This is a genomic window from Paenibacillus guangzhouensis (assembly GCF_009363075.1).
Taxonomy (GTDB): Bacteria; Bacillota; Bacilli; order Paenibacillales; family Paenibacillaceae; genus Paenibacillus_K; species Paenibacillus_K guangzhouensis.
The window spans coordinates 190,512-216,177 of record NZ_CP045293.1; the positions used below are offsets into that span (position 1 = coordinate 190,512).

26 protein-coding genes are annotated in these 25,666 nt (G+C 47.2%); 20 read left to right on the forward strand and 6 right to left on the reverse strand.

Going from position 1 to position 25,666, the window contains the following annotated elements:
- The first annotated feature begins 119 nt into the window (after positions 1-119).
- From GCU39_RS00880 to GCU39_RS00945, 14 genes are all read left to right on the forward strand, one after another.
- A complete protein-coding gene (locus tag GCU39_RS00880) occupies positions 120-644 on the forward strand; it encodes a PRC-barrel domain-containing protein (RefSeq protein WP_152391769.1) in 525 nt (174 codons plus the stop codon).
- A 12-nt stretch (positions 645-656) separates the two neighbouring features.
- Positions 657-866 (forward strand): hypothetical protein, encoded by a 210-nt coding sequence (locus GCU39_RS00885; protein WP_018757100.1) that lies wholly within the window; start codon positions 657-659, stop codon positions 864-866.
- Positions 867-1,038: 172 nt separating this feature from the next.
- Entirely contained in the window at positions 1,039-2,106 is a 1,068-nt protein-coding gene (locus tag GCU39_RS00890; RefSeq protein ID WP_152391770.1) for an AI-2E family transporter, read from the forward strand.
- A gap of 458 nt (positions 2,107-2,564) precedes the next feature.
- Complete coding sequence (locus GCU39_RS00895) at positions 2,565-2,747, forward strand: hypothetical protein (RefSeq protein WP_152391771.1); 183 nt, start codon at positions 2,565-2,567, stop codon at positions 2,745-2,747.
- A 415-nt stretch (positions 2,748-3,162) separates the two neighbouring features.
- The gene (alaS, locus tag GCU39_RS00900) at positions 3,163-5,790 is read left to right on the forward strand and encodes an alanine--tRNA ligase (protein WP_152391772.1); all 2,628 of its coding nucleotides are present in this window, start codon (positions 3,163-3,165) and stop codon (positions 5,788-5,790) included.
- A gap of 129 nt (positions 5,791-5,919) precedes the next feature.
- Positions 5,920-6,180: an IreB family regulatory phosphoprotein gene (locus GCU39_RS00905; RefSeq protein ID WP_152391773.1), complete on the forward strand. Its 261-nt coding sequence runs from the start codon at positions 5,920-5,922 to the stop codon at positions 6,178-6,180.
- 12 nt (positions 6,181-6,192) lie between these two features.
- Positions 6,193-6,612, forward strand: a complete 420-nt coding sequence (gene ruvX, locus GCU39_RS00910) for a Holliday junction resolvase RuvX (protein ID WP_152391774.1) — start codon at positions 6,193-6,195, stop codon at positions 6,610-6,612.
- A gap of 12 nt (positions 6,613-6,624) precedes the next feature.
- Positions 6,625-6,924: a DUF1292 domain-containing protein gene (locus GCU39_RS00915; protein WP_152391775.1), complete on the forward strand. Its 300-nt coding sequence runs from the start codon at positions 6,625-6,627 to the stop codon at positions 6,922-6,924.
- 3 nt (positions 6,925-6,927) lie between these two features.
- Positions 6,928-7,242: a DUF1292 domain-containing protein gene (locus GCU39_RS00920; protein ID WP_152391776.1), complete on the forward strand. Its 315-nt coding sequence runs from the start codon at positions 6,928-6,930 to the stop codon at positions 7,240-7,242.
- Positions 7,243-7,387: 145 nt separating this feature from the next.
- Entirely contained in the window at positions 7,388-8,431 is a 1,044-nt protein-coding gene (gene mltG / locus GCU39_RS00925) for an endolytic transglycosylase MltG (protein WP_152391777.1), read from the forward strand.
- A 30-nt stretch (positions 8,432-8,461) separates the two neighbouring features.
- Positions 8,462-9,415, forward strand: coding sequence for a peptidase U32 family protein (locus tag GCU39_RS00930; protein ID WP_152391778.1), 954 nt, complete (start codon positions 8,462-8,464; stop codon positions 9,413-9,415).
- Positions 9,416-9,489: 74 nt separating this feature from the next.
- Entirely contained in the window at positions 9,490-10,827 is a 1,338-nt protein-coding gene (locus GCU39_RS00935) for a peptidase U32 family protein (RefSeq protein WP_152391779.1), read from the forward strand.
- Between the two features lie 234 nt (positions 10,828-11,061).
- Positions 11,062-13,047 carry a methyl-accepting chemotaxis protein gene (locus GCU39_RS00940; protein WP_227793401.1) on the forward strand — a complete coding sequence of 662 codons (1,986 nt, stop codon included), beginning with the start codon at positions 11,062-11,064 and terminating at the stop codon, positions 13,045-13,047.
- 111 nt (positions 13,048-13,158) lie between these two features.
- On the forward strand, positions 13,159-14,997 hold the full coding sequence (locus GCU39_RS00945) for a peptidoglycan D,D-transpeptidase FtsI family protein (protein WP_152391780.1): 1,839 nt from the start codon (positions 13,159-13,161) through the stop codon (positions 14,995-14,997).
- Here the strand turns inward: GCU39_RS00945 and ytvI are convergent.
- A complete protein-coding gene (ytvI, locus tag GCU39_RS00950; protein WP_152391781.1) occupies positions 14,934-16,037 on the reverse strand; it encodes a sporulation integral membrane protein YtvI in 1,104 nt (367 codons plus the stop codon). The genes GCU39_RS00945 and ytvI overlap by 64 nt on opposite strands.
- A 124-nt stretch (positions 16,038-16,161) precedes the next feature.
- Here ytvI and GCU39_RS00955 point away from each other — a divergent pair, with 124 nt between their 5' ends.
- Positions 16,162-17,559, forward strand: coding sequence for a polysaccharide deacetylase family protein (locus tag GCU39_RS00955; protein ID WP_152391782.1), 1,398 nt, complete (start codon positions 16,162-16,164; stop codon positions 17,557-17,559).
- A 54-nt stretch (positions 17,560-17,613) separates the two neighbouring features.
- Here the strand turns inward: GCU39_RS00955 and ilvD are convergent, their stop codons facing one another.
- From ilvD to GCU39_RS00975, 4 genes are all read right to left on the reverse strand, one after another.
- Positions 17,614-19,302 (reverse strand): dihydroxy-acid dehydratase, encoded by a 1,689-nt coding sequence (gene ilvD, locus GCU39_RS00960; RefSeq protein WP_152391783.1) that lies wholly within the window; start codon positions 19,300-19,302, stop codon positions 17,614-17,616.
- Positions 19,303-19,511: 209 nt separating this feature from the next.
- On the reverse strand, positions 19,512-19,757 hold the full coding sequence (locus tag GCU39_RS00965) for a hypothetical protein (protein WP_152391784.1): 246 nt from the start codon (positions 19,755-19,757) through the stop codon (positions 19,512-19,514).
- On the reverse strand, positions 19,720-19,947 hold the full coding sequence (locus GCU39_RS00970) for a hypothetical protein (RefSeq protein ID WP_193726716.1): 228 nt from the start codon (positions 19,945-19,947) through the stop codon (positions 19,720-19,722). Before GCU39_RS00970 ends, GCU39_RS00965 begins: the two co-directional genes overlap by 38 nt.
- A 65-nt stretch (positions 19,948-20,012) precedes the next feature.
- On the reverse strand, positions 20,013-20,210 hold the full coding sequence (locus GCU39_RS00975) for a hypothetical protein (protein ID WP_152391786.1): 198 nt from the start codon (positions 20,208-20,210) through the stop codon (positions 20,013-20,015).
- A 163-nt stretch (positions 20,211-20,373) separates the two neighbouring features.
- Here GCU39_RS00975 and GCU39_RS00980 point away from each other — a divergent pair, with 163 nt between their 5' ends.
- Positions 20,374-20,577, forward strand: a complete 204-nt coding sequence (locus GCU39_RS00980; RefSeq protein WP_152391787.1) for a hypothetical protein — start codon at positions 20,374-20,376, stop codon at positions 20,575-20,577.
- Positions 20,578-20,581: 4 nt separating this feature from the next.
- Here GCU39_RS00980 and GCU39_RS00985 read toward each other — a convergent pair whose 3' ends face one another.
- Positions 20,582-22,777: a M1 family metallopeptidase gene (locus GCU39_RS00985; protein ID WP_152391788.1), complete on the reverse strand. Its 2,196-nt coding sequence runs from the start codon at positions 22,775-22,777 to the stop codon at positions 20,582-20,584.
- 191 nt (positions 22,778-22,968) lie between these two features.
- On the opposite strand from GCU39_RS00985, the gene GCU39_RS00990 reads away from it, so the two are divergent.
- From GCU39_RS00990 to GCU39_RS01005, 4 genes are all read left to right on the forward strand, one after another.
- Positions 22,969-23,304, forward strand: coding sequence for a DUF1904 family protein (locus GCU39_RS00990; RefSeq protein WP_152391789.1), 336 nt, complete (start codon positions 22,969-22,971; stop codon positions 23,302-23,304).
- Between the two features lie 143 nt (positions 23,305-23,447).
- Positions 23,448-23,672 carry a hypothetical protein gene (locus GCU39_RS00995; RefSeq protein ID WP_152391790.1) on the forward strand — a complete coding sequence of 75 codons (225 nt, stop codon included), beginning with the start codon at positions 23,448-23,450 and terminating at the stop codon, positions 23,670-23,672.
- 41 nt (positions 23,673-23,713) lie between these two features.
- The gene (locus GCU39_RS01000; RefSeq protein ID WP_152391791.1) at positions 23,714-24,382 is read left to right on the forward strand and encodes a hypothetical protein; all 669 of its coding nucleotides are present in this window, start codon (positions 23,714-23,716) and stop codon (positions 24,380-24,382) included.
- A complete protein-coding gene (locus GCU39_RS01005; protein WP_152391792.1) occupies positions 24,379-25,584 on the forward strand; it encodes a glutathionylspermidine synthase family protein in 1,206 nt (401 codons plus the stop codon). Before GCU39_RS01000 ends, GCU39_RS01005 begins: the two co-directional genes overlap by 4 nt.
- The last annotated feature ends 82 nt before the right edge of the window (positions 25,585-25,666 follow it).

The window sequence follows — 25,666 nt, forward strand, 5'->3', positions numbered from 1 at the left end:
TGTGGACAAGGAGGGACAACCATCCACATCATTCGGAGGACCATCGGACAAGCCATAGGGTTGACGCGTTCGAGGTTCAGACCGCAATACCGATATGAGGAGGACCTTGGAATCGCATCATGAAACTGCTAGAAATGATCGGATTACCCATCTATGAAGTTGAGACCGGCAGACGGGTCGGTAAAGTACAAGACTTCTACCTTACGCCAGATTGGCGGATGGTGGGGATTGAACTCGAAGGCAAGAAGTGGTTCGCTACTTCACCTATTCGGATGGTTCCGTGGCAAGAGATTACCGCTTGCGGTGAAGATGCCGTGATGATTGCGAATAAACAGGCGATTCAGAAGAAGAACGCCGTCGATATACAATATACACTCCTGTGCGGAGATCGCCGAATACGCGATCTCCCACTCTTAACACCTGATGGGAATCAACTCGGCCGCGTTGTCGATGTTTACATTGACCAGAAATTGGGTAATACAATAATAGGTTTAGAAATTACGGATGGTTTTATTTCAGATCTCATCGAAGGTCGCAAGTGGCTAAGGGTGTCCGACGTGCTGCAGATTGGTCAAGATGCCATTATGGTTCCTGTAGACATCGAGCAACGTCTGGAGAAAATCATTACTTCTGTTAATGGATAGGTGAATGTTATGATGAGATGCCCAAATTGCAACTCCAAGGATATCGGCAAAATTGGTTCTCACCAGTTCTATTGCTGGGGATGCTTTATTGAGCTAACCGTGAACGGAGAGAAGATGTCTGTCTTCCAGGTGGAAGAGGACGGGACACTCAGCTCGCTCGACGATTTGTTTTTTGGCGAGGAAGTACCGCAAGATTTCCCTTCGGTTCAGGTTTCTCCATAAATTCATACACAATGTGTAATCATAATACCCTTGTTTCGGTATGGAGAAGGCCTGCCTTTGAACCATGTCATTCGGAACAGGGGTTTTTGGTCTTTTCGGCTTCACTTATAAATTCCCTACCAGGTACATATACTGAGCTATATGCTAGTCCGAACGGTGGGGATGTACGAAGATGGAGCGAATTACGAAAAGTCGATTTTTTATCTATGGCGTGTTTACGCTTCTGGGCTTATTGATTCTGTACATGCTGCTGCAGATTAAACCCCTGATTATTGGAATCTATGATTTTGTGAAGGCGGTTCTTGCGCCATTTTTGGTCGCGATGATTATTGCTTATGTGCTGAATCCGATCGTGAACTTGCTGAAGGAACGGAAAGTGCCGAGAACGATGGCGGTTTTGCTGATTTATGCGGTTTTCCTAACTTCGCTAACCGTCATTCTGATGAATGTCATTCCGATGTTCATGAAACAGCTGCAAGAGTTGAATGAGCATATGCCGGAACTGAATATGAAAGCACAGAGCATCGTGCAGGATTTGAATCATTCGCTGCTGCCGCCGAGCATCCGGTCTGGTATTTTTCATTGGATCGGGCAGCTGGAGACGAAGCTTGCGCATACCATCTCCGGCGTGATGAATAACATCGGAGAGACGATTAATTTATTGATGGTGGCGTTTATCGTACCGTTTCTAATTTTCTATATTCTGAAGGATTTCGAAGTGTTCGAGCGGGCGGTCATTCTCTATGTGCCGCGCAGTCATCGAAAGCAGATCGTCAAGCTGATGAAAGATATCGACAATGCCTTAGGGAACTACATACGCGGTCAATTCCTTGTCTGTCTAATCGTAGGGATGCTTGCTTACATCGGCTACTGGATCATTGGCATGCCTTATCCGCTGCTCCTTGCCAGCGTCGTGGCCGTCTTCAACATTATTCCGTATCTCGGTCCGTTCTTCGGTGCAGCTCCGGCGATTCTAATGGCATTCATGGTCTCTTGGAAAATGGTCCTGCTCGTCGTCATTGTGAATACGATCTGCCAGATCCTCGAGGGCAACGTCATCTCTCCGTCTGTGGTCGGCCGAACATTGCACATGCATCCGTTGCTTATCATCTTCGCGCTGCTCGTTGGCGGCGAGATTGCGGGTGTTCTTGGATTGATATTGGCGGTGCCGTTCTTCGCGGTGATGAAGGTCATTCTACAGCATTTCTTCGCTTATTATGTGCGGCGGAAGACAATTTGAGGGACGATTTGACAGGAATCCGCTTGGTCGATATACTTTTAATATTATTGTGATAACAAGTGTTTATAACGATCAATACGTGGATGAAATCAAGTAAACCGCACCTATGCTCAGAGAGCAGATTCCTTCCCAGCCTTGTGTTATATGACAAGGTGCTGTGATGGCTGTAAGAGTCTGCAATGAAGGACGGTTGAACGCTAATTTCGGAGTGCGAATGAACTTCGCCGGCTGGCCCCGTTAACGGCTCTACGAGGCGATCCACCTGCAACTGCAGTGGGATAACCAGGGTGGTACCGCGATTTTTCGTCCCTGAATTTATTTGGGGACGTTTATTTGTGTTTGCTGGGAGTTCATCCCCCTAAGTCCCCCTTTGTAAGGGGGATTCCGAGGGTTCCCCTCTGGACACCCAAAGTTTGTCGAGGTGCGGGGGAGATGCACGTTTTCCTGCTACAGTGGCGGTGAGAACGCTACCGTCCTTCGGACCCGCTTGGACGTGGGTGCAGAGCTGGACATTGAACCTGCACGGTGTGGCGTTCAATGTGGGTGCGGGTAGGTCTTCGAAGCAGTGCGTTGCATTGCCCCTGCGCGGTGCGGCGTGCAATGCGGATGCGGGTGATGCTTCGAAGCAGAGCCTTGTGTAAGTAGCTCGGCGAGGGCGGACGGGCGCAGCGTCCGCCGAGCCTCGGAGGTCCCGATACCTCCGAGGGAGCGAATTCTTTTTTATCCCACGGTGAGGCGTGCGGCACGCCGACGATTGCTGTTGCGGTTGCGAACGAAGTGAAGTATAGATAGGTGAATATCAGCGGAGTGGCTGAAATCGTACTGGAGAAGCGATAGCGTTCGCCTTTGTCCCCGGATTTCTATCTTTTCGTATTCTAGTTCAATCAGAGAAATCTGGGGACAAGAGCGATCGGAAGAACGATTCAGACACGCAGCGGCCGGATTCACCTATCTTTCCAACTTCACGAAGCCTCAAGATCGCACTAGCAACCTACAGTCGGCCCCTGGCCGCCCCTTACCTTTATAAAAACAAATTTTACCTTGGAGGTATCCCCGATGAAAGCAAGTGAAATTCGCTCAAAATGGTTAGAGTTTTTCGCAAGCAAAGGCCACACGATTGAACCAAGTGCGTCGCTCGTTCCGCACAACGATCCATCTCTACTCTGGATCAACGCAGGTATGGCGCCGCTAAAACCTTATTTCGACGGACGCGTAAAGCCTGAGAACCCGCGTATTGCGAACTCGCAGAAATGTATCCGTACGAACGACATCGAGAACGTGGGTAAGACACGCCGTCACCACACATTCTTCGAAATGCTCGGGAACTTCTCGATCGGCGACTACTTCAAAGAAGAAGTCATCACGTGGGCATGGGAGTTCTTAACGGACAAGAAATGGATCGGATTCGACCCAGACCGTCTGTCCGTGACCGTCTATCCTGAGGATGAGGAAGCTTATAAGTTCTGGAATGAGAAGATCGGCATCCCAGCAGAGCGCATCTACAAGACGGAAGATAACTTCTGGGATATCGGCGAGGGCCCTTGCGGACCTTGTACCGAGATTTTCTATGACCGTGGCGAGAAATACGGGGATCTATCCGATCCTGAATGTACGCCAGTAGGCGAGAATGAACGTTTCCTAGAGGTTTGGAACTTAGTATTCTCACAATTCAACCATAACAAAGACGGCAGCTTCACGCCGCTTCCGAATAAGAACATCGATACAGGCGCAGGACTTGAAAGGTTCGCTTCCATTCTGCAAGACGTGGATTCGAACTTCGATACGGATCTGTTCCAACCGATCATTCAAGCGACTTGCGAAATCGCAGGCGTGAAGTATGGCGTGAATACGGAAAATGACGTCGCACTCAAAGTCATTGCAGACCATGTGCGTACTGTAGCTTTCTCGGTAGGTGATGGTGTACTACCTTCGAACGAAGGTCGCGGTTATGTTATCCGCCGCTTGCTGCGCCGCGCGGTGCGTTACGGCAAAATGCTCGGTATGGATCGTCCATTCATGTATCAATTAACAGCGGTCGTTGGCGAGATTATGGGCGTGTACTATCCAGAAGTCGTAGAGAAGCGCGAGTTCATCGAGAAAGTCATTCGTACCGAAGAAGAGCGGTTCCACGAAACATTATCGGATGGTCTAGAGATCCTCTCACAGCTTAGCGATAAAGCGAAGCAAGAAGGCGTAACGGAGATCAGTGGTGCGGATGCGTTCAAATTGTATGATACGTACGGCTTCCCGTTCGACTTAACCGAAGACTATGCTGCTGAGCATGGATTGACGGTGGATCGCGCAGGCTTTGACGCATCTATGCAAGAGCAGCGTGATCGTGCTCGCGCAGCGCGTCAAGAGACCGAGAGCATGAAGGTGCAAGGCGGCGTCCTGTCTGATTTTACGTCTAAAAGTGAGTTTGTTGGATATAATGAATTGGAGATTCAGGCTCAAATTATCGGTCTTATTATGGATGATTCGCTCGTAGATACGGTCGAAGAAGGTCATGTATGCCAAATGATCTTGGATCGTACACCGTTCTACGCTGAGAGCGGCGGTCAGATTAGCGACCAAGGAACGATCTCGAGTGATCATGGCGTTGCACAAGTGGAAGGTGTGTTCAAAGCACCGCTTGGTCAACACGTGCAGCAAGTAACCGTGCAATCCGGTACACTTCGTGTCGGCGATACGATTACGGCATCCGTAGATAAAGCTGCTAGAGAAGATATTATTAAGAACCATACGGCAACCCATTTGCTTCATCGCGCTTTGAAAGACGTGCTTGGCGAGCATGTTAACCAAGCAGGTTCCCTTGTCGAGACCGATCGTCTTCGGTTTGACTTCTCGCATTTCGGCAGTATTACGTCGGAAGAACTGGCTGATATTGAGCGCCGTGTGAATGAGCAGATCTGGAAAGGTACAGATGTTGTCATTGAACAAAAAGCAATTGCTGATGCAAAAGCTATGGGCGCGATGGCATTGTTCGGTGAGAAATACGGGGATGTTGTTCGTGTCGTACAAGTGGGCACATACAGTATCGAGCTCTGCGGCGGTTGCCATGTGCGCAATACATCGCAAATCGGATTGTTCAAATTGGTGAGCGAGAGCGGTATTGGATCAGGCGTACGAAGAATTGAAGCCTTTACAGGGCGTCATGCGTATAAGTATATGGATGGGCAGATTGAACTGCTCAAGCAAAGCGCTTCTCTCTTAAAATCGAATATCAACGACGTGCCGAAGCGTCTTGACGCATTATTCGGACAGGTCAAGGAATTGCAGCGCGAGAATGAATCGTTGCAAGCGAAGCTTGGCAGCATTGAAGCGGGTCAGCTTACAGATCAAGTCAAACAAGTTGGCGGCGCACAGCTTCTTGCAGCGAAAGTAAATGCAGGCGGAATGGACGCGCTTCGCGGCGTAGCTGATGAACTCAAAGCGAAATTCGAGTCAGCAATCCTCGTCCTTGGCGCGGTTGCAGAAGATAAAGTCAATATTGTCGTGTCTGTCTCCCCAGATCTGGTCAAACGTGGATACCATGCAGGCAAACTTATTAAAGAGATTGCGGCAATCTGCGGCGGCGGCGGCGGCGGACGTCCGGATATGGCACAAGCTGGCGGTAAAGATCCATCGAAATTGGACGAAGCACTGAAATTTGCTGAGGAACTTGTAGCGAAACAAACGGTGTAAACATGAGGGAAAAGGTTCAAAAAGTCGTCACGACTTTTTGGACCCTCATGTAAGATGGAATTTTAAAGTGGGCAATGATATGTTATGATAGAGAGAAAGCTTTGGAATTGAAGTGAGGTGGTGTTGGCGATGGAATCGATGGATTCAACCATGAAATTTAACGTCAAAGCAGAAGAAGAAGAGTTTACTTCCGAGGAAATCCTGCTTAAAGTGTACGATGCGCTGGTGGAGAAGGACTATAACCCCATTAATCAGGTTGTAGGATACTTATTATCCGGGGATCCCGCTTATATTCCTCGTCATAACAATGCTCGAAGCTTGATACGTAAGAAGGAACGTGATGAACTGATTGAAGAATTGGTTCGTTCGTATCTCAAACAGCATCGATAACAGGAGTACCAGATGACAAAAATTTTAGGTCTGGACTACGGGGATCGGAGAATCGGCGTAGCCGTTAGCGATATGTTCGGATGGACAGCTCAAGGGCTGGATGTCATTGATCGGAAGCGTGACAGCGATGAGCTGAAGCGGATCGGTGAGATGATTGAGGCGAATGAAATCGGCGAGATCGTCCTCGGACTTCCGAAGAACATGAACGGCACAATCGGTCCCCGTGGCGAAATTTGTATGGCATTTGCCCAGACGTTGCAAGAAGCTTTTAACCTCCCCGTTCACCTTTGGGATGAGCGGCTGAGCACCGTATCTGCAGAGCGTACGCTTGTTGAGGCGGATGTAAGCCGCAAGAAGAGAAAGCAAGTCGTAGATAAGATGGCAGCAACGTTGATTTTGCAAAACTATTTGGATTCTAAAATGAAAAGGTGAGGGTGATTGCAGATGACGAAGGACAAAGAAGTACAGATGGAAGAACCAGAAATTATTTATATTCCGGATGACGAAGGCAATGAGGAAGAATTCGAAGTCATCATGAAGTTCGAAGTGGATGGCTCCGATAATAAGTATATGATGGTCGTGCCTGTTGAATCGACGGACGAAGAGGCTGATGAAGTCTATGCTTTCCGTTATGAAGAAGATGGCGACGATTTGAAATTGTTCATTATTGAAGATGAAGAAGAATGGCAAGTGGTTGAAGAGACATTCAATACACTCGTAGGTGAGCTGGAAGAGGAGAATTAAGAAATGAGTTATTATCAGTTGAGAGATGTCGTGTTTACGAACCGTCTTGTGGAAGCCTTCGGAAATGATATCGAGCTTACAGATGATCAGGGTCATGCCGTCGTCTATCGTCTGCTCAAAGAGTTCCAGCTTGGTGCGACTGGCTATGCCGTACTTCAATCGCAGGACCATGATGACGAAGATGTCGAGATTTTCCGCATTATGGTGAATGCAAATGGAGAGCCGGAGCTAGTGACTATTGAGGATGACGAGGAATGGGAGAATATCTCGGAACTGTATGATGAACTTACACTCCCAGATGCAATTGATGAGCCATAAGGGCGCAGAAATATAATTGTAGCATCACACGAACCATGCAACTTCATGATCGACCTTGCAGAAGAGCGGATTATTCCGCTCTTTTTGGTTCGGATTGTGATATACTTGCTATATTCTTGCGAAAAAAGGGGGAATGGTGGACAAAATGAAGAAATTTGTCCTAACCTGCGTCATCATTTTGCTGGTGATTGTGCTCGGCGGAGCCGGGTATGGTTGGCTTCAAATGCAGCCGACAGCTGTAAGCGCGCAGGCCAAAGAAGTTCAAATTAAACAAGGAATGGGGACTTCGAAGATTGCAGATTTGTTAGAGCAAGAAGGACTCATTAAGAATAGTCTGATGTTTAAAGTATATCTGAAGGTGAATAAGGAAGGGGCCAAGTTCAAAGCTGGCAAATATGCGTTGACTCCAGGCCTATCCTACCAAGAGATTATTAGCAAGCTGAACGCAGGCGATGTCATCCCGGATGAAGTCATTCGTTTCACGATTCCAGAAGGGTATACGATCAATCAAATCGCGGATAAACTAAGTGAAGATCATCAAGTGGACCGAGCGGAGTTTATCAAGCTTGTAGATGACGCTGCAGCATTCCAGTTGCCGTCGATGGCAGCGATCCCATCGGATGCGAAGCTCATCCATCAGTTGGAAGGCTATCTTTTCCCTGAAACCTATGAGGTTAAGAAGGGGAGTACCGCAAAGGATATGATCCAACGGATGTTGAATGAGCTGGATAAAAAATTAGCAGCACTTCCTTCCGATTGGGAAGCGAAGATGAAAGCTCAGAACTTGAATTTCCATCAGTTAATGACGGTGGCCTCCTTGATTGAGCGTGAAGTCGTGGTAGATTCAGAGCGGGGATTGGTTGCGGGTGTCATCTATAACCGACTCAAGCAGAACAAGCCGCTTCAGATCGATGCGACCATTCAGTATTTGTTCGACAAGCCGAAGGATCGGTTGTTCAATAAAGATTTGAAAATTGAAAGTCCTTATAATACCTATCTCCATGATGGATTGCCGCCAGGGCCGATCGCAAGTCCAAGTCTTGCTTCGATCGAAGCTGCGCTCAACCCTGAACCTTCGAAATATTTGTATTACGTAACGAAGAAGGACGGAAGTCAGAGTCATTTGTTCGCGGTAACGTATAAAGAACATTTGGCCAATATTAAGAAAAGCAAAGAAATGGCGAAATAAGCATAGTGTATAGTCCAGGAGTGAAGTGAAATGAGCAAAAAACCGGAACTACTTGTAACAGCAGGCTCTATTCCTCAGCTGCAGCGATTTATCGCAGCGGGAGCAGATGCGGTCATCATCGGAGAGCAAAAGTTCGGAATGCGTCTTGCCGGTGATTTTAAGATGGAAGATGTTCGTGAAGCTGTACGCATCGCGAAGCAGACGGGTGTGAAGATTTATGTTGCTGTGAACAATATTATGGATAATCAAGTGTTAGAAGAGCTTCCTGCTTACCTTGCGGAAGTGCAGCAAGCAGGGGCCGATGCGATTGTCTTCGGCGACCCATCTGTATTAATGATTGTACGTGAAGCTGCACCAGGTCTCGGGCTGCATTGGAATGCCGAGATGACATCAACGAACTATCGGACGGCTGAATATTGGGCTAAACGCGGAGCGAAACGGATCGTTGCTGCACGAGAGCTGAATATGGAGCAAGTAATCGAGATGAAAGCGCAATTGCCGACGATGGAAGTAGAGGTCCAAGTCCATGGCATGACGAATATTTATCATTCGAAGCGGAATTTGGTGAAGAGCTATATGTCGCACCAGAATGAGCGCAATCACGTGTCGGAAGACGTGCACAGCCAGGATGTCTCCAAAGAGCGCGGTTTGTTCTTGATTGAGCAAGAGCGTCAGGATGAGAAATATCCTATTTATGAAGATAGGAATGGGACGCATATTATGAGTTCGGATGATATTTGCATGATCGAGAATATCCATGAGCTGCTTGAAGGACAGATCGATAGCCTGAAGATCGAAGGGCTCATGAAGTCCGATGTATATAACGAGACCGTCATTCGAGCGTATCGTCAAGCAATTGACGCCTATGTTGCAGATCCAGAGAACTATACGTTCCAAGATGAGTGGTTAGAAGCAATCCAACATATTCAGGATCCTGAGCGAGAGCTTAGCTTCGGATTCTTCTTCAAAGAGCAAGTCTATTAGTTGCTGAAAAGCTAACATGTTGAATGTTTATTTAAAGGTCGCCTTAGGCGAAGATGAAGTAAGAGGTGGAAAGAATGTTAACAAGCGAAAGACCCGTACTGAAGGGCAAACGAAATCGTCTTGATAAGCCTGAATTGCTCGCTCCAGCAGGGAACTTGGAGAAGTTGAAGTTCGCAATTCATTATGGCGCAGACGCAGTATATATTGGTGGACAGAAGTATGGTCTTCGTTCCAATGCAGATAACTTTAGCTTTGAAGAAATGCGCGAAGGGGTAGAATTCGCGAAGAAATACGGCGCCAAGGTATTCGTTGCGACGAATATCTATGCGCACAACGAAGATATTGAAGGTATCGAAGAATACTTACGGAATTTGGAAGAAGTCGGTATTTCCGCGATTATCGCAGCAGATCCGGTGATCATTGAGACCGCTCAACGTGTTGCCCCTCGGTTAGAGGTTCATGTCAGCACGCAGCAATCGATTATGAACTGGCAGACTGTGAAGTTCTGGAAGGAAGAAGGCGCTCCGCGCGTCGTTCTCGCACGTGAAGCTAGCTTGCAAGAAATTTATGAGATGAAGCAGCATGTAGATATTGAGATTGAAGCATTTATCCATGGCGCGATGTGTTCTTCGTACTCGGGACGCTGCGTTCTCTCGAACCATTTCACAGACCGTGATTCCAATCGTGGGGGCTGCTGCCAATCCTGCCGTTGGAAGTATGATCTTTTCGAGGATGGACGTCCGGATCTGGATGCAATCATCAGCGAAGATGAAGCGGCAGAGCATCCTGTGCTAGAGCAATTCAAAGTCGGTATTACACAACTCCCGTTGTTCAAACAAGAAGACAACCAATTCTCGATGGGCTCCAAAGACCTATGTATGATTGAGCATTTGCCGGATCTGATCGAAGTGGGTGTCGACAGCTTCAAAATTGAAGGTCGGATGAAATCGATCCACTATGTTGCAACAGTAGTGAACGTCTATCGCCAAGTGATTGATTCCTACATGGCAGATCCAGAGAATTATGTGCTTAAGCCGGAGTGGATCGAAGAGATCAACAAAGCAGCGAACAGACCGCTAAATACAGGGTTCTTCTACGATACGCCGGATCATGAGGATCACATCTATGAGCCAGAAGAGAAAGCTGCGCCTTATGACTTCGCAGGCCTAGTCTTGGATTATGATGCGGAGACAGGCATGGCAACGATCCAACAACGCAATCATTTCAAACCAGGTCAAGAGGTGGAGTTCTTTGGACCGAATGGTACCTTCTTCAAACAGACCGTTGAAGAAATCTGGGATGAGTCTGGAGTGCTACTCGATGCAGCACGCCATCCATTGCAACGGATCCGTATGAAGGTCGAACAGCCTGTACAATATTTCGATATGATGCGTAAAAAGAACGGGAAATAAAATAATGAAGATGCCTTCAGTCTCAGATTGAAGGCTTTTTTTAATTTTTAATTATTTTTTTGTAAAAAAAGCAAATGTTTTTAGTGGATTATGCCGAACAAATAGATAGGAGATAAAATAGATATAAAGGATGGTGCTCCCATCGTGCAGAAGCATTTGAAACTATCAAAATTGTTCAAGAACCCTCTAAAATCCGTAGGACTCAAGCTTTTATTAATCTTTATGATTAGCAGCATGATATTTGTCGTGGGGATTGGGCTCTATTCCTACTCGCAATCGAAGAGCATTATTCAGGAGCAATCATCGGATGCGAACTATCAGACGATTGTTCAGGCCCGTGAGAAGCTGGATTTGATCCTTAAAACGTATGACGATATGTCCATGCAATTGCTGATGAATAAAGAGTTGCAGACGCACCTTAATGTTTACATGAATAGTAGTGCAAGCGAATTCAGCAGCTTTGAAGCGAATGGCAAGGCTACGGACATCCTACAGACACTAAGCATTAATAACTCGAATATTGTGGGAATCTATTTGGTTCCACTCAAAGGGACTTCGCGTATTATTACGACAGGTGGCGGAACAGCGACTGAACTCGATGAAGTACGCAAGCAAGAGTGGTTCAAGAATGCTCTGCAGGCACAAGGTAGAACTGTATATATACCGACTGGAACGAAGCGAATTCTTGATCAGACACCAGATCATACGTTTGGACTGAGTCGCGTTCTGAAGAATATTTCTACGGGCGAGGCTTCTCATGTCCTTCTAATTGAATTGAAGATGGATACGCTAGGCAAAAATCTAAGCACCATAGATCTAGGCGAAGGCAGTGACCTTCTGATTATTGGCCCAGGGAATAAGATTGTATTCTCGAAACACGAAGACCTTATTGGCAAGGATTCATTGCTGAAGCTTAACGGTCAAGATGGCGTCGCGAAATCGGGCGGAAGCGAGACCATTAAGAATGGCAACGGCGTTGAGGTTCTAGCTTCGTATAGTCCATTATCGTCGAATGGATGGAACTTGGTAAGTGAAGTTCCAGTGGAGAAGCTGGTAGAGAAGGCTAGTGAAATTTTCAATGTGACGATCATTGCAGCGATTGTCGTTGCGATTGTCGCAAGTTTAATCGGGGTCTGGGTGATGCGGATGGTTGGCAGCCCGCTCAAATATTTGCGTAACCTGATGAATCAAGGGGCGAGCGGTAACTTGGGCGTCCGGATGAAGGTGAAGTCTCAGGATGAGATTGGTGAATTGTCTAGAGGCTTCAATGAAATGATGGATAACATTACGGAGCTCGTGAAGCATACAAGTCAATCTGCGCAGGACGTGCTCAATACAGCATCCGAGCTCAGCGATGCATCGAAGAAAACAGGAATCTCTGCGCGTGAGATCGCGATCGCAACCGAAGAGATTGCGAACGGTGCAACGAATTTGGCTGTGGAAGCCGAGCGCGGGAATGATCTGACGATCACAATTGGTTCGAAAATGCGGAATGTTATCAGTTCCAATGTCGAGATGGGTGAAGCGGCTGCGGAGGTCGAGAAAGCCAGTCAGCACGGGATTACCCACATGACTGTATTGACGGATAAGACGAATCTTACCGAAGAGATGGTGCGTTCACTTGTTCAGAAGGTCAATGCACTCAAAGAAAGCACGAACTCGATTCGTAAGATTCTTGAAGTATTGAACAATATGACGAAGCAGACGAATATTCTATCACTTAACGCTACCATCGAGGCATCGAGAGCAGGTGCAGCGGGTAAAGGATTTATGGTCGTCGCTGATGAAATTCGGAAGCTCGCAGATCAGTCTCGACAATCCATTGATGTGGTAGGACAAATTACAGATCAAATCTCCGGTGAAATCGGCGAGACCGTTCATGTCTTATCTGATGCCTATCCGATCTTCCAAGAGCAAATTGTATCTGTGAAAGAAGCAAGTGAGATCTTCTGGACGGTTCAAGGCCAGATGACAGGATTTATTCAGCAATTGGGTCAGGCAACAGATTCGATTCAACAGTTGGATCAATCGCAAGCTATTCTTGCCGAAGCCATGAGCAGTGTAAGCGCGGTAGCCGAAGAAGCCTCTGCAACGTCGGAAGAAGTCGCATCACTGAGTAATGAGCAATTGACCGTCAGTGGGAACTTGATTGATTTGTCGAACAAGCTGGAGGAAGTCTCCACACGTCTCAAAGAAACCTTATCTCGATTTACGTTATAAGCCTAGATTACACGATTTGAACCTGCCTAAGCCTTATGAGCTGTGGCAGGTTTTTTCTTCGTTTTGTGGCAATAATGAGGAATAACGTTAGGATTGATGGAGAGATGAAATATGTTTACGAGTAAACGGAGAATGTTCTATAGTCTAATGCTGTTCACGGTGATCTTTATTTGTATCGCGATTCGAATGGCGTGGATGCAACTGCATCGTCAAGATGCAGGTGCTGTATCGAAGAAGAGCATTGCACAGCTATCCGTATTACAACGTGAACGAGGTATCGTACTCGATAGTGGCCGTGGGCATTTCTATGATCGCAATGGTATACCTCTCACGGGCAAACAAGTTCCCATGTTAGTCATGTTCCCAATTGATCCGGCGTCACGCGGGCTTGCCGTACACCAGCAACAGCTCGCAGCAATTCTTGGGCTGCCTTATTCGGAGCTTGACCTATATTGGAAGCAGTTGAAAGCACCAACGGTCTGGACTGTCAAGGGGACGAAGCAACCGTATCGATTATCTTCTACCCAGATTCAACGCATTGAACAGCTTTCACTGAATGGTGTACGCATTCTGCCGATGCAAACGCGATATGATGCGACGAATGCTGCCAAACAGTGGCTTGGGTTTATTGCAGAACAGCCGGAGCTGCTGCTCGCTCAGCGTGCGAGTGGCACTGAACGTTCGACGACAAGTTTAAATACACCGATCGGCGCAGCGGGGCTCGAGAGGACGTTTGATCCTTTCCTAAGGGGCATTGGACCGACAATCGCGACGTACTTTGTTGATGGCGCCAGAAGGCCATTATATGGTCTAGATACGCGGGTGTCTAGACCCAACAATCCATTCTATCCGCTCAGAATCATTACGACGGTCGATTTATCTATCCAGAGTAAGCTGGAGGCGTATGCTGATCAAGCAGGGCTAACGAAAGGGGCAATTGTCGTCCTAGACGCTGCTAGCGGCGATGTGGTGGCCATGGTATCGAAGCCGTCATTTGACCCGAACCATGTGGATCTGAAGGAAGGAAGCTGGGGGAATCGTGCGCTGAAGGCGCTTGTTCCAGGTTCAATTTACAAGGTCGTTACGGCTGCAGCAGCGCTAGAGACCATACCAGGGATTGAACGGGCAACCTTTGAATGCCATGGGGAGTATGGCAAATATGGATTCTCGTGTTGGAAGAAGGATGGACATGGCTTGATATCCCTTGAAGAAGGCTTTGCAAAGTCATGCAATATCGTGTTCGCCACCATTGGAGAACATATGAAAGCGGAGACGCTTACTCGTTATGCTTCCATGCTAGGATTATCCAGAACGGTGGGATGGCAATCGGAACGATGGATGGACATCGCACATTTCAATCAATTGGATGGGGAGGAAGCGGGAAGAGTATTTGCAGCCAAACAGATTGATGGCGGGGTCATGGTGCAATCAGCCGTAGGTCAGCGAGATGTCCTCGTCTCTCCCTTACAAGCAGCCAATCTTGTCGTGACGCTGCTAAATAACGGGGAGGTGCATGCACCGCGACTGGTGAAAGAAATTCGATATGCGAATGGTCAATTATTAACATCGGTCCCAAAGCATCTGTCGCCATCTCCCTATGGCTCTATTCGTCCAGATACAACACATCATTTAATGCATTGGATGGAAGAGGTCGTTACAGACGGTACAGGAACAGCGCTTAAACGTTCCAAGTGGAAACTCGCCGGAAAATCAGGAACCGCGCAAGTGAAGAAACACGGGCATACGACGAACAATCATTGGTTCATCGGATACGGCCCTGTCACGTCTCCACGTTACGCGGTTGCCATTGTGTCGGAGAATAAGCCAACGATCGGCTCGAATCAAGCGACGAGTTTATTTAAGGGAGTGATGGATCTGCTCGCAGATCATGATTCGGATTCCGCACCGTCGAATTCTTCCTTAGGCAGTCGGATCCAAGATTTGAGATAACCCTGATCGATCAATGCTTTCATAAGGATGAGCAAGATCGGGGATAATATTAAACCTGCCACCCCGAACAAGGATAACGAAATAATCATACAAGCTAACATGGTAAAGGCAGATACGCCGAGAGTATTGCCGGTAATTTTCGGCTCCATAATCTGTCTGATCAGCATGACCACAGCGAGAAGCACGAGCAGCCAAATCGCGAGCGTCGAATTCCCGACGAGGAACAGGTAAATCACCCATGGGATGAATAGGACCGGAACCCCAAGGAGTGGCAGCAAATCCAATATGGCCGAGATTAGCGCAAGCGTGAACGCATTGGATACGCCAAGGAGCAGAAGTCCAACGAAGATGCCGATGAACGTGATGGAGATGAGCTTCATCTGTGCCTTGAGATAGGCAGCAATGCCGCGGAATACATTTTCTTTTAGAAACAGATACGCTGTCTTGAATGTACGTGGTGTCCGCTCATCCGCGAGCTTCTTCCATGACTTAATCTCGGTGCTTAAGAAGTAAGCGAGGATAATGCCAATCCCGAAGTTTACGACGAACGAAGATACGGACTGTAACGATCCAAGAATCATATTGAGGATTCGGATCGCAATTTCGGAACCTTTTCCAGCAATGGTGCCTAGATAGCTATTGATATTCGCGATGATATTCTCAGGCAATAAATTTGCCTTATTCTGAAGCATAATCACAATTTCGTTAATGGTGGCTTTGAATATATTGGTATACATTGGCAGCCGATCGATTAAGTTCGTGATTTGTGTAATCAGAATGACGCCAAGTCCGAAGAAAACACTAAGTAGCAGCAAGATAAATATAAGTACGGAAATGGCAGAAGCAACGGATTTCTTCAAGCCGCGGCGATTCAAGAATTTGGCAAGAGGTTCGATAATCATGTAAATGATGAACGATAGAAAGATTGGAGTAGCAATATTATACAAATAACTAAAGAGGGACATGGTCAAATATACGGTAAGTACAATTAACCCGATGTCAAATGCGGTACGCCAATATTTTTTATAGAACGGTAGCAAAAAGGAACCTCCTTGTTTCATAAAGAATATATATTGATTGTACACTATTTTGAAAATTCGTGCCTATTTTTTGCGCCTGTATGATACAATAATAGGAGCTCATTTGAAAAGTGGGGAAATGTACATGGAAAATTTGGTTCTATGGTGTTTCTACATTTTAACGTTTTATGCGTTTCTCCCAGGCGTGTTTAGTCGCATTTTTGGATTTCGGGTCTTCAAAAGAGGGCGTAGTGATGGAGAAATCTGCTTAACTTTTGATGACGGTCCAGACCCCTATTACACGGCAGAGTTGCTCGATTTGCTCAAAAAATATGATGCAAAGGCGACTTTTTTTGTTGTTGGGGCAAATGCGGAAAAAAATCCCGATATTGTCAAACGGATTCATGATGAAGGCCATCTCATCGGTATCCATAATTATGTCCACAAAAGCAATTGGTTGATGCGTCCAGGTACGGTTCGTAAACAAATTAGAAAGACGTCGGATGTGATTGAGCAAATTACAGGTTCGAAGTCCGTTTATTATCGGCCGCCGTGGGGCATCGTGAACCTCTTCGATTTTGGTAATTTGGGACATATTCAAATTATTCTGTGGTCAGCTATGTTTGGGGATTGGCGTAAAGGTGTTGGGGCAGATCGGTTAGAACGAAGAATGATGCGTAAATTGCGTCCCGGCGAAGTCTTGCTCTTGCATGATTGCGGGATTACTTTCGGTGCAGACGAGGATGCGCCAGCGAATATGCTTATCGCCTTAGAGAGATACATGCAAGCAGCTACGAAAAAAGCATATCGATTCATCCGCGTAGATGAGATGATAAAGGTAACAGATGAAGCCAAGGCAAGAACTCTTAGCCTCGGTAGACGGGTGTTGGTTCGATTATGGCTTATTTGGGAGCAATGCTTCCATGTCTTATTCAATTTGAAGAAGACGGCAGATCCAGATCCGACATTCCATTACCGGGTAACACGATATCATGGTGAACCCGTAACGATGCAGGATGGCAATGTCCTACACAAGGGCGATGCCGTCATGGAACTTCACTTCGATAATCAGAAATTATTCGACATGGGGCGGAAGGCACGTTCAACGATGCAGATTGCAATCCAGCTCATTCGCGGGGTTGAGCATGCGCTCCCTTATTTCGCTGATGAGCTCGTGAATAACGCTAAGCTGGTTGACGTGAAAGCTCTATATGGGGTATCGATGATTCATCGCGGTGCCGATAAACTCGGATTCAGCATACAGGATTTGCCTCAGGGTTGGTTCAAGTCCGTGTCCAGCATTTATCTCAAAATTCTGTTATCCATCATTCATCCTCAAGGGCAATCAAGGCTGAAGGATCGGTCTTCGATGTTAGTACCGAAGAGCATTATTCTCTCTGCTGAACTGTTAAAGAAACGATATCATGTAGAAACATGCATTCAAAGTAAAGAGGCGGATCATCCGTTAGAGGAGCCTGTTCTGAAAATGGCTGTAGATCAATCATACGGCAATTCGACGAATACCCCCTCCGCGATGTCCTAATGAAGAAGCCCCTTGACCGTCCGGTCAAGGGGCTTTCTTTGTGATGATGATCGATTATACCTTCATGACACCGCCGGTGCTTGCATTCGTTACGAGCTTCGAATAACGAGCGAGGTAGCCGGTTTTGACTTTTGGTTCGAAACCTTTCCAATTCGCTTGACGACGCGCGAATTCTTCATCGCTCACATCGATCAAGTTGATGGTACGGTTCTTCAGATCCAGCTCGATGATATCGCCGTCTTCAATGAACGCGATAGGACCGCCTTCAGCTGCTTCCGGAGAGATATGACCGATACTGATCCCGCGGGATGCGCCAGAGAAACGACCGTCTGTAATGAGGCCGACTTTAGCGCCGAGTCCCATACCCACGATTTGCGAGGTAGGGGCTAGCATTTCTGGCATACCCGGTCCGCCTTTAGGTCCTTCATAACGAATAACGACGACATGGCCTTCCTTAACTTTGCCGTTCGCAATTCCGTACAGTGCATCATCCTGCGAGTCGAAGCAGATGGCAGGACCTTTGTGGTAGCCGCCAACCGATTTATCAACGGCACCGACTTTAATAATGGAACCGCGCGGTGCGATGTTACCGAATAGGACAGAAAGTCCGCCTTCAACGCTATGCGGGTTATCGAGCGTATGAATCACGTCCGTATCCTTAATCTCACAGCCTGCTACGTTCTCACGGAGTGTCTTACCAGTGACGGTAATGCAGTCGCCGTGAAGAGCGCCTTCTTTCTTGAACAATTCATTCAATACAGCGCTAACACCGCCTGCATTGTGAACATCTTCAATATGGTAATCCGAAGCTGGTGCAATTTTCGCCAAGTGTGGAACGCGTTTGGCTACTTCATTGATCCGTTCGATTGGGTATTCAAAGCCTGCTTCATGCGCAAGGGCAAGCGTGTGAAGAACCGTGTTCGTGGATCCCCCCATTGCCATATCGAGCGCAAATGCGTTGTCGATGGCTTCAATGGTTACGATATCGCGCGGTTTAATATCTGCTTTGATCAGTTCCATTAATTGACGCGCAGATTGTCTTACGAAATCTTTACGCTCTGGAGCGACTGCAAGAATCGTACCGTTGCCTGGTAATGCAAGGCCAAGGCCTTCTGCGAGACAGTTCATGGAGTTTGCCGTGAACATACCGGAGCAGGAACCACAAGTCGGGCAGCCGTATTGCTCAAGCTCTGTCAAGCTATTCTCATCGATCTTACCTGCCATGAAAGCGCCAACGCCTTCGAATACGGAAGTAAGGGAAATGGCACGACCGTCACTCGTGCGACCAGCTTTCATCGGGCCGCCGCTGACGAACATCGTTGGGATGTTCACACGGAGGGCTCCCATCATCATCCCTGGTGTGATCTTGTCACAGTTCGGGATACAGATCATGCCATCGAACCAGTGTGCGGATACAACCGTCTCAAGGGAGTCTGCGATAATCTCGCGGCTCGGAAGGGAATAACGCATACCGATATGCCCCATGGCAATCCCGTCATCGACGCCGATCGTATTGAATTCGAATGGGACGCCTCCTGCTTCGCGAATCGCTTCTTTTACAATTTTACCGAACTCTTGTAAGTGGACATGACCCGGAACGATGTCAATGTATGAGTTGCATACGGCGATAAACGGCTTGTCGAAGTCTTCTTCTTTCACGCCTGCAGCACGCAGCAAGCTGCGATGTGGAGCGCGGTCGAAGCCTTTTTTAATCATATCTGAACGCATTTTCTTCTGTGTCATGGCTCTAACCTCCGGTTCTATTTACGTACTATAATTGGAATGATTAAAATTGAGTCTATCACAATCGAGTAGCTTTTTCTAGCAATAAGTGTATTCATTATAATAGATATTTCCTATGACTTTATTGCGAAATGCATTCAGCTTCACGGAGGCATACCAAAAAGCGATCTTGTCACCAGGAATGGCTTCGGGATCGCTTGATAACCCATTTATACGGATGAGTTTCCGCCCATAACCGATAATGGATTTGCTTCTTTTTTGTCTTGGATCAGCTTACCAGCGTGATCGAAGATATAAGACTGGTAGAAGTGGCCTGTAATGTTCGTCACTTCTTCGGCTTTCGTCATAAATGACTGCCATGCCTTTGGGTTCACTTGTGTTCCTGTCCAGTAGAAATTCAGCAGGAGACGATTTTGATTATAAGGATGAATGGAACCATTGGTGCGCAATTTCATGAACAAACACGAAATCTTGGGTGGCGTCTGCGTTCTTCTGCAGTGGACCCATCTGTATGACGCGAGCGTATTCGAATGCCGTATGTTCGAGATAGGTCTCCGCGATGCGGAATTCAGGATATGGGTATTTGCCGTATTTTTCGCTGAAGAACTGGATGGATTTGAAGGCTTGATCAACATATTGGTTCATCAATTCTTTTTTGCCAGGGAAGTTGTCCATATAATACTGCACGGTTAGGCCGTCACGTGTCTCGCTTAAGAAGCAGGAACGTTCATATTCACCTGATAATCCGAGGTCGTAAAATATTCCGAGACGAATGTCGTACTGTAAGGCGTCTTATCCCATTGGTACTTGTTCTCGTCGTAGACATGACTGGATACCAGTGAGCTCCGCTGATTAAGTCTTTGTAATGTAATGCGAAATCCGCTGGATGCCGTAGGGGATGCGGACATTGAATTCTACGTCTACCATAGGTATGGAAGACGAGTTCTTTTAACGTATCTTTCGTCGTGTTCCGAAAAAACAACCTTTACGCTGCCTTGCAGAGTCATCTTATGCTCATCCAGCCTCACATCGATTTGGTAATTCGTTGCGCTGTGGGCGGTCTGATTCTGGATGGAATCCTTTGCCACATTGCTTGGGGGCTCAGCGGCTGCAGCGTTTACATTCAAGATTGGGCACAGGGCCAATGTGAAGACCATGGCGCTGGCCCACATGCGTGTGGAAGGTTTCCTTCGTTTTAACTCGTTCTTCGTATGCACTCCTTCGTTATGGAAAGACCCTGGCGCTACGAAGCAGCACCAGGGCCGATGGGTCTGATCATTTATTCATTGTCTAAAATCTTTGCCAGTGGATTTTCAGTATTTTTACTTTGCTGTACTTTACCTGTTTGATCCATCGTATAGAATTGATAGAAGTTGCTTGAGAAATTCAGTGCTCCAACCGCTTTCATCGTGTAGGGTTCGACGGCTTTCTCGCTAAGCTCTTCTCCCGTCCAGAAGAAGTTCACGATGAGACGGTTCTTGTTATACGGGTGTTTGATTACATACGCTCCCGAGTTATCCTTCTGATTCATCATGTTTATCCACGGGAATCCAATCTCTTCGGAGCGCTTCATGATGCCAGGCTTCATCGCTTGAATGAGTGCATTCGATTTTGCATTGCCGATAACAATGAGGTTGCTATTCGCGAGTTCCCTCTCAAGCTTCGATTTGATCGCTTGTCGTTCTGTTACAACAGAAGCTTTGATACCCATGAATTCGAAGGTGCCTTGCAATTGTTGTAGAAGCAGCTCCTGCTGTGCTTTAGCCGGTTTAGACAGTTGATCGCTTAATACAATCGTAAGCGGCTCGCCTTGCAGTGCTTTATGAATGACTCGGTTCATTGACTCGTAGGGAGCTGTTGGATTTTGATCAAACACGTTTTGAACAATGGCTTTCACTTGTTCATGCCAATAAGCTGCTTTTTCTTGCGGCGTCATCTGATATTCCTTTTTCAACTCGAAGTTCGGTTGTCGCAAGGCCTTCTCCATTTCGACACGCTGTGGCTTGCCTAGTGTATCTTCGATCGTCTGAAGCAGCCCATCGATTGTCGCATTCTGATAGACGTACCGTTTGAAATATGCTTTCATGAATTGGTCGAATTTTTCTTCACCGACATTCCGGTACAATTGGTAGATGGCTTGACGGCCTTTACCGTAATAGACAGGATTGGCTGAATCCCCAACTTCATCATTCGTTGAAGCGATGATGTTATCGTAGGATGCATCGTCGATTTGAATCGATTTAAATCCATTCGACTCATCGCCTTGCTTCTCCGAGAAATAGACTTTCGAGAAATCTGCGAATCCTTCATCTAGGAACGATTCTGTCTCGGAGTTATTCCCGATCAAGGCATGGAACCATTGATGGGCAATCTCATGCACGAATACGGTATCTTGCGGGACGTCGACCCTGTTCTGAATCAATCCCATTTGGATGACACGTGCAAATTCGACGGCTACACCTTGGACATAGGACTCTACGATGCGGAATTCAGGGTACGGGTATTTGCCGTACTTGTCACTGAAGAAGTTAATCGCTTTGAACGCTTGATCGATATATTGATCGATGATTTCTTTTTTACCTTGCATGTTGTCAAAATAGTAATATTGCACGGTCAAGCCATCTCGCGTCTCGCTGGCCACTTTGAAATTGGGGCTCGCGAAGAAGACGAATTCCCGCGTATTATTAGCCACGGTTGATAGAATCTTCCGGCCGGCTTCCTTGGCATCGATCTCCGTGATCGTTCCTGGCATGGATAATTGGTAGGATGCAGGTACGTTGAAATTCACTTGGAAATCGGATGACGTGTAATAGTCCGTTTCAAAGGTTTTACTATAAGGTGTCTTATCCCACTGATGTTTGTTCTCGTCATAGACGGACATCACAGGGAACCAATGAGCTCCATTGATAATATCTTTGTAGTATGACAAACGCTGTGAGCCGTATGGAATTTTGACCTCAAATTTCAGTTGAACGGTGATCGATTCGCCTGGTTTCAATTCTTGTCCCAATGCTGCTGTCAGAGCTTGATTCTTATTGGTGAATGACAAGGCTTGTCCATTGGATTGCACCGATGAAATATCGATACCGCCGAAGAAATCTTCCGGTTGACGGTTAGGCTCTTCTTTTTGAATTTGGGCATTGGTACGCTCGAACATTCCTGCTTGCGTATCTTTTGAACGGTTCGCATCTGCGAACGTATGGAAGACAAGTTCTTTCAAATTGTCTTTGGACGTATTGCGGAATACGACAGTCTGACTGCCGTGAAGCGTCATGTTCTTCTCATCCAAGCGGACGTCGATTTGGTATTGGATCGGGCTGTGAACAGCAGTTTGTTCATTGATATGGTTCGTAGTAGGTGGTGCAGGCGCAGCCATCGCAGCACCTGTGCTAAGGATAGGGCTTGTAGCTAAAGTAAATACCATAGAGCATGCTAACATCCGTTTGGAGATTTTCATCCAAGTTGTGTGATTCATTGTGTTCTCCCCTTTATCAGTTCGTGATCAACAAGATACATTCAGTATAGGACTTGGACCAAGCATGTTCTATGCGGCTGACTTACATGAACCTTACAACTGTGTAATGTGATTTTTGAATGAATGCCCCTTCTTCGTTATAATAAAAGGGAGCATTATTTACATCGACAAGTTTAGAGGAGGAGCTACATTTGCCCCATTTATTGTTCAGAGGCGTTGAGGCAGAGAAGCTTGGACAGATCTGTCAACCACTCGCACAGGAGCTAGCTGACATCTGCTCTTGCGGAACCGACAACTTTACATTTGAATGTCTACATACCACCGTTGTGTTAGGCGGAGATATGATATCATCCTTTTCTTTCATTCAGGTGGGCTGGTTCGAGCGGGGCGACGAGGTCCGGGATCGGTTCGCAGAAGCCGTTACGCGCAGTGTTAAATCGTTAGGCATTCCAGAGGTAGAGGTTGTATTCATCGCGTATGAAGAGAAGGCGTACTATATTGATGGCGTCCGCTGCGACAGACTTTAATAATGCCAAATAAGCTATTCCGATGGTCATAATGATGGCGACGGGATAGCTTTTTTGATGTATGATACACATGAAAACGAAACATTTATAGCGGATCGCTCGTATGAATGGTCGTGTACAAAATTTGGCAGAGGAGTTGTCTTATGACAGGCGGAATGATCGTTCAGTTAATTGAGAAGCAACCGGATGGCACGCTCGTCCAGCGCGATGAGCGGGCGTGGAGTCAAGATATGATTGCAGCGCTTCACCATATCAACTATCTAACCCTCGGCGGACGTGAATATGAGACGATTGAAGGACGGTTGAATGTAGAAAAGCAGACGATGGAACTGCTCATCGTTGCGGTTAGGGGTAGCGAGCTGAAATAGGTATGGTATGCTCGTGCTCAAGAAAGGAGCGTTAACTTCGAATGAATCAAGAAGATAAATCGAGTCGTTCGCTTAAGAAACGATTATTCACGGAAGAAGGCAAGCCGCTTCGCGTCTTGTCGACATCGCTCGGCATCGCACTATTAGCGAATGTCCTCCTCATCCCGGCGGAGCCAGGCATCGCAGCAGCGGATACGGGCAGTAAGCAGGAGCCGAAGCTCGTCGAATGGTCTTCCGAAGAAGTGAAGAAATATTTTGACCCGGAAATGGATTGGAATATCCCCGAATTGAAGAAAGATGCCCAGAAAGAGACAACTGGAGGGACAGCGACAGGGGGAGGAGCGACGTCATCATCTAACGGCACAACGATTGTACATACAACGTCAGGCTTTGGTTGGGATGATCTGCTCCTGTACCATATGATCTTTAATCGTGGCAGCGCCTACTCTTCCTCGGGCTGGTATTCGAATCATACCGCCTACGATGTCCGCAGCGGCCAGAGTTATCGACCACGCTCCTATACTTCTAGTTCATTCCAGAACAAGCCGGTATCCGGCTCTGCAATGACGCCGAAGACCTCTAGATCGACAGGTTCCATTACGAAGAGATCTACATCCTCGTCGCGCGGCAGCATTGGCGGTAAATCAAGCGGATTCAGCTCGTCTGGCTCCAGCAGTAGTTCTCATTCCAGCGGCGGGTTCGGCGGATGAGCGGCGATATTTGGACAGTGCAAGGGATGCCGCATGCCGATCGACAATCACGGATCAATGAGCTCGGCACGCTCGGCTTTACATGGGCCAATCTTGACGAGGAACATTATTGGATCGATCAGCTGGTCGTCATGAACAGAAAAACGTATGAAGAGCTTGAAGAGGCGTCCCGGCAATTGTGGGCGATCTTCGATAAAGCCGTTCGATTTGTCTGCGGAAGACATGATCTGTATCAAATGATCGGTATCCCGGAGGTATTATGGGAAAGTCTCGATACGACGCTGATGAATGAACCAGGCTATTTAAGTCGATACGCGAGGTTTGACTTTGCGATATCGGATACGGGTGAGATCAAGCTGCTGGAATTGAACGCGGATACGCCAACAGGCTACGTAGAGGCGGCCGTTGCAACCCCTTGGATGTGTGAACAGTATGGGGTTGATACACCGAATGTTCAGATGGCGAAGCGGGTTGAAGCGGCATGGGCTGTCGAGCAGCCGGATACCGCCGCGTGTGTCGCATACGGCACACATGCCGAGGATTCGGGGACGATCAACATGCTCGTTCAGCATAGTGGACAGGATGTGCACTGCGTCGATTGCCTGGATTTATGGATCGATGAAGGGATCGTACGCGATGACTCCGGGCGGGCCATCGAGCGGATGTTCGCGCTCTATCCGAAAGAATGGATGGCGGTGGACGATGGCGGAGATGCTCTAGCGTATGCGATTGAGATGGGGCATCTGCAATTGTTCAATCCGCCGCATGCCATTTTATTGCAATCCAAAGGACTTCAGGCGCTGATCTGGGGGCTTCATGAATTAAATCTTTTGTATACGCCAGAAGAGAAGGTCGTCATTGAACAGTATATGCTGCCTACGTATAACAAAGCGGTGTTCGACGGCAGCTTCGTCTCCAAGTCCATGTTCGGCCGTGAAGGCGGATCGGTCAAATTGTTCGATGGCTCTGGACAGCTAGAGGTTCAAGATGAGGCGGGTTTTGATACGAGTCGGCTATTCCCGCTGGTCTATCAGAAGCGTGCTGAATTAGCGCAGATTCACCTCGATTCGGGAACCTTTCATTTGTTGACAGGGATGTTCATGATCAATGGGGAACCTTGCGGCCTATTAGGGCGTGCAGGGGGACCGATTACGGGGAACGCAAGTCATTTTGTGGCGATAGGGGTAGGGGATCGTAGATGAGTTATGATCGAAATAGAAGGAAAAGACCGGATCAGACCAGGAAGGGTCACATTCAATTTGTGGGCTTCATATTTATCGTGTT

Excerpts from the sequence above, each read along its gene's own strand:
- GCU39_RS00915 (WP_152391775.1), top strand. The coding sequence starts at position 6,625 with ATGACGAAGGACAAAGAAGTACAGATGGAAGAACCAGAAATTATTTAT.
- GCU39_RS00940 (WP_227793401.1), top strand. The coding sequence starts at position 11,062 with ATGATATTTGTCGTGGGGATTGGGCTCTATTCCTACTCGCAATCGAAG.
- alaS (WP_152391772.1), top strand. The coding sequence starts at position 3,163 with ATGAAAGCAAGTGAAATTCGCTCAAAATGGTTAGAGTTTTTCGCAAGC.
- GCU39_RS00980 (WP_152391787.1), top strand. The coding sequence starts at position 20,374 with ATGGAATCCTTTGCCACATTGCTTGGGGGCTCAGCGGCTGCAGCGTTT.
- GCU39_RS00945 (WP_152391780.1), top strand. The coding sequence starts at position 13,159 with ATGTTTACGAGTAAACGGAGAATGTTCTATAGTCTAATGCTGTTCACG.
- GCU39_RS00995 (WP_152391790.1), top strand. The coding sequence starts at position 23,448 with ATGACAGGCGGAATGATCGTTCAGTTAATTGAGAAGCAACCGGATGGC.
- GCU39_RS00905 (WP_152391773.1), top strand. The coding sequence starts at position 5,920 with ATGGAATCGATGGATTCAACCATGAAATTTAACGTCAAAGCAGAAGAA.
- GCU39_RS01000 (WP_152391791.1), top strand. The coding sequence starts at position 23,714 with ATGAATCAAGAAGATAAATCGAGTCGTTCGCTTAAGAAACGATTATTC.
- GCU39_RS00885 (WP_018757100.1), top strand. The coding sequence starts at position 657 with ATGAGATGCCCAAATTGCAACTCCAAGGATATCGGCAAAATTGGTTCT.
- GCU39_RS00970 (WP_193726716.1), bottom strand. The coding sequence starts at position 19,947 with ATGAACCAATATGTTGATCAAGCCTTCAAATCCATCCAGTTCTTCAGC.
- GCU39_RS00880 (WP_152391769.1), top strand. The coding sequence starts at position 120 with ATGAAACTGCTAGAAATGATCGGATTACCCATCTATGAAGTTGAGACC.
- GCU39_RS00965 (WP_152391784.1), bottom strand. The coding sequence starts at position 19,757 with ATGAAATTGCGCACCAATGGTTCCATTCATCCTTATAATCAAAATCGT.
- GCU39_RS00985 (WP_152391788.1), bottom strand. The coding sequence starts at position 22,777 with ATGAATCACACAACTTGGATGAAAATCTCCAAACGGATGTTAGCATGC.
- GCU39_RS00975 (WP_152391786.1), bottom strand. The coding sequence starts at position 20,210 with ATGTCCGCATCCCCTACGGCATCCAGCGGATTTCGCATTACATTACAA.
- GCU39_RS00920 (WP_152391776.1), top strand. The coding sequence starts at position 6,928 with ATGAGTTATTATCAGTTGAGAGATGTCGTGTTTACGAACCGTCTTGTG.
- mltG (WP_152391777.1), top strand. The coding sequence starts at position 7,388 with ATGAAGAAATTTGTCCTAACCTGCGTCATCATTTTGCTGGTGATTGTG.
- ruvX (WP_152391774.1), top strand. The coding sequence starts at position 6,193 with ATGACAAAAATTTTAGGTCTGGACTACGGGGATCGGAGAATCGGCGTA.
- GCU39_RS00890 (WP_152391770.1), top strand. The coding sequence starts at position 1,039 with ATGGAGCGAATTACGAAAAGTCGATTTTTTATCTATGGCGTGTTTACG.
- GCU39_RS00955 (WP_152391782.1), top strand. The coding sequence starts at position 16,162 with ATGGAAAATTTGGTTCTATGGTGTTTCTACATTTTAACGTTTTATGCG.
- GCU39_RS00935 (WP_152391779.1), top strand. The coding sequence starts at position 9,490 with ATGTTAACAAGCGAAAGACCCGTACTGAAGGGCAAACGAAATCGTCTT.
- GCU39_RS01005 (WP_152391792.1), top strand. The coding sequence starts at position 24,379 with ATGAGCGGCGATATTTGGACAGTGCAAGGGATGCCGCATGCCGATCGA.
- GCU39_RS00930 (WP_152391778.1), top strand. The coding sequence starts at position 8,462 with ATGAGCAAAAAACCGGAACTACTTGTAACAGCAGGCTCTATTCCTCAG.
- ilvD (WP_152391783.1), bottom strand. The coding sequence starts at position 19,302 with ATGACACAGAAGAAAATGCGTTCAGATATGATTAAAAAAGGCTTCGAC.